Genomic DNA, 2,952 nt, shown 5'->3' with positions numbered 1-2,952 from the left:
GCCTGATCCTGGCCGACGAGCCGACCGGCGCCCTCGACACCGAGACCGGCGAGGACATCCTCAAGCTGATCCGGGCGCGCTGCGACGCGGGCGCGGCCGGTGTGCTCGTCACCCACGAGCCGCGTTACGCGAGCTGGGCGGACCGGGTGATCTACGTGCGCGACGGGCTCGTCGTCGACGAGGCCGGTGAGACGCCGAACCTGGCGCTCGTGGACGAGGTCGAGGCATGAGTGGGGGTGGAGCCGGCTGGCGTCTCGCCCTCCGCATCGGGCAACGGGAGGCCCGGCGGGCGAAGTGGCGCAGCCTGCTGGTCGTCCTGATGATCGCGCTGCCGGTGGCGGGCGTGACCGCGGTCGCGGTGACGTACCGGACCTATGACGTCGACACCGTGGAAGGCCTCGACCGCCGGCTCGGCACCGAGGCCGCGGCGAGCATCGACGTCCAGGGCGCCGCTTCGGTGCGGCAGGGCATCGATCCCGAGAATGCGTCCGAGTGGCTCGAGGAGTCCGACGCCGACCCGCTCGACGCGGCCGGGGTGAAGGCCGTCATCGGGGACCGTCCGCTGCTCGCAGCCGAGGACCGGACCTTCGACGTACGCACCGACAAGGGGGTCACCTGGGCCGGCGGTCTGCAGACCGATCTGAACGACCCGCTCGCCGCCGGGCTGACCAGGCTGACCGAGGGCCGCCTCCCGGCGGGCCCGGACGAGGTCGTGGTCAACTCCAACCTCGCGTTCCGGGGTCCGGGCGTCGGTGAGGAGCTGCTGATCCCGAACGGCGACGTCGACGAGACGCGCAAGGTGGTCGGGATCGTCGAGTCGTCGGACGTACGCAACGACCCCTTCGTCGCCGGACCGGATCTTCCGGGGGACTACGTCTTCGAGCGCTCGACCTGGCTGGTCGGCGGCGGTCCGGTGACCTGGTCCGACATCGAGGACCTGAACGCGGCGGGTGCCTTCGTGCTCTCGCGATCGGTCGTCCTGGACCCGCCGGCGGCGGCCCGTGCGGCCGACAAGGAGATCCGCCCACCCATGGGTGCGCCGGACCCCTCCGAGCTGGTGGTCCTCGTCCTCATCGTGGTCATGGTCATCCTCGAGGTGGTCCTGCTGGCCGGGCCGGCGTTCGCGGTCGCGGCCCGGCGCCAGGCGCGCGATCTGGCCCTGATCGCGGCCTCCGGAGGGACCGCTCGACAGTCCCGGCGCGTCCTGCTCGGGATGGCGATCGTCATCGGTGCGGTCGCGGCCGTCGTCGGTGCTGTCCTCGGCGTCGGGCTGGCGCGGCTGCTCCAGCCGCTCGCCCAGGATCAGGTCTCGGCCTGGTTCGGCCCGTTCGAGGTGCCGTGGCTCCAGGTCCTGGCGGTCGCCGTCATCGGCTTCGCGGCAGCGATCTGCGCGGCGATCGTGCCGGCCTGGATCGCCTCGCGACAGAACGTCGTCGGCGTCCTGTCCGGGCGGCGGTCGGAGAGCCTGCCCTCGCGGCGCTCGCCGATCATCGGCCTCGTGCTCGTGGCCGCCGGGGTCGCATCGGCGGCGTTCGGCACCCGGAACGCTCTCAGCGGGATCCCGATCGCTCTCGGCGTACTGCTCTGCGTCGCCGGGGTGCTGTTCATCCTCCCCGCCCTCGTGTCCATGGCCGCGCGGTTCAGCGCTCGGATGCCGCTGGTGATCCGGTTCGCGACCCGCGACGCCGATCGGCACCGCACCCGGACGGTGCCGGCTGCCGGCGCGATCGCGGTGACGGTTGTCGGTGTGGTAACGCTCGGGATCGCGTTCAGCAGCGATGAGAAGCAGAACCAGGAGAGCTACCTGCCCTCCTTCGCGATCGGCGACGCCGTGGTGCATCCGCGACACAGCGCGGCCGAGAGCGACGTCGACCCGGACGAGGCGCGAGCACGGTGGGAGAACATCGCAGCGCAGGTCGAGAAGGCCATCCCGGGAGCAACGGCAGCACTCACCTCCGGTGCGACTTCCGAGGCCGACGGACGGTACGTCGTCGTCGAGACCGGTGATGGTGGGGCGATCCCGCTCGACACCACCATCGGTGAGTTCGGCGAGCTCGTCGTCGCCGGCGCCGACGGGACCCTTCCGCCGGCGGTGGCGCGGTCGCTCTCCGAGCGGGATGCCGCCGCTGCCGCGGAGACCCTGCGGTCCTCCGGTGCGGTGGTGTTCACGACCGATGACGAGCTTCTGTCTTCGCAGAAGTCCGCGCGGCTGGTCATCAAGGAGTTCTCCGAGGAGGAGCAGACGGATCTCGACGTGGTCACGGTCGACGTGCCGGCGACCTATCTCGACGCCGGTGAGCGGGCAGCGCCCGCCTACGCGGTCGTGACGCCGGCGATGGTGAAGAAGCTCGGTGTCGAACCGCGGGTCGTGGGCCTCTACGTCGAGAACGCCCGGCTCGGCGCCGACGCCGAGACGGACCTCGACGAGGCCCTGGCCGCCGGGCAGTTCCCCACGACGATCCTGATCGAGCGCGGCTACCAGGAGACGGACACCGCCGTGCTCGTCTGGCTGCTCCTGGTCACCCTGGGTGCCGTGCTGATGATCGGTGGTGCGCTGACTGCGACCCACCTGGCACTCAACGACGCCCGGCCCGACCTGGCGACCCTCTCGGCGGTCGGAGCCAGGACGCGTACGCGACGCGGTGTCGCTGCCTCGTACGCCCTGGTCGTGACGCTCCTCGGCGCCGTCCCGGGTGCGTTGATCGGGTTCGTCCCCGGGATCGCGATCAGCTATCCGATCACCACCGAGGGCTGGCCGGAGCGCGACAGCGTCGCCGCGCACTACCTCGAGATCCCGTGGGACCTCGTCGGCATCGTGGTCGTCGGGCTTCCTCTGCTGATCGCGCTCATCGTCGCGGTCACCACCCGAGGTCGCCTGCCCATGGTGGCCCGCGTCGAATAAGCACCTGTGGCGGGCCGAATCCTCAGTTGTGGGCGACGAAACTCGAGTTT

1 protein-coding gene and 1 pseudogene are annotated in these 2,952 nt (G+C 71.3%); both read left to right on the top strand.

Annotated elements, in window-relative coordinates; all coding sequences use genetic code 11:
• Nucleotides 1-230 (top strand): annotated as a pseudogene (locus ACFU7D_RS29240) (ABC transporter ATP-binding protein); the annotation flags it as partial.
• Entirely contained in the window at nucleotides 227-2,902 is a 2,676-nt protein-coding gene (locus ACFU7D_RS29235) for an FtsX-like permease family protein (protein ID WP_378873937.1), read from the top strand. The pseudogene ACFU7D_RS29240 and the gene ACFU7D_RS29235, both read left to right, overlap by 4 nt.
• The last annotated feature ends 50 nt before the right edge of the window (nucleotides 2,903-2,952 follow it).

This window comes from Nocardioides sp. NPDC057577 (assembly GCF_042801335.1).
Lineage (GTDB): Bacteria > Actinomycetota > Actinomycetes > Propionibacteriales > Nocardioidaceae > Nocardioides.
The sequence above is the reverse complement of the archived record's forward strand: the minus strand, read 5'-3'. Positions and strand labels throughout refer to the sequence as shown.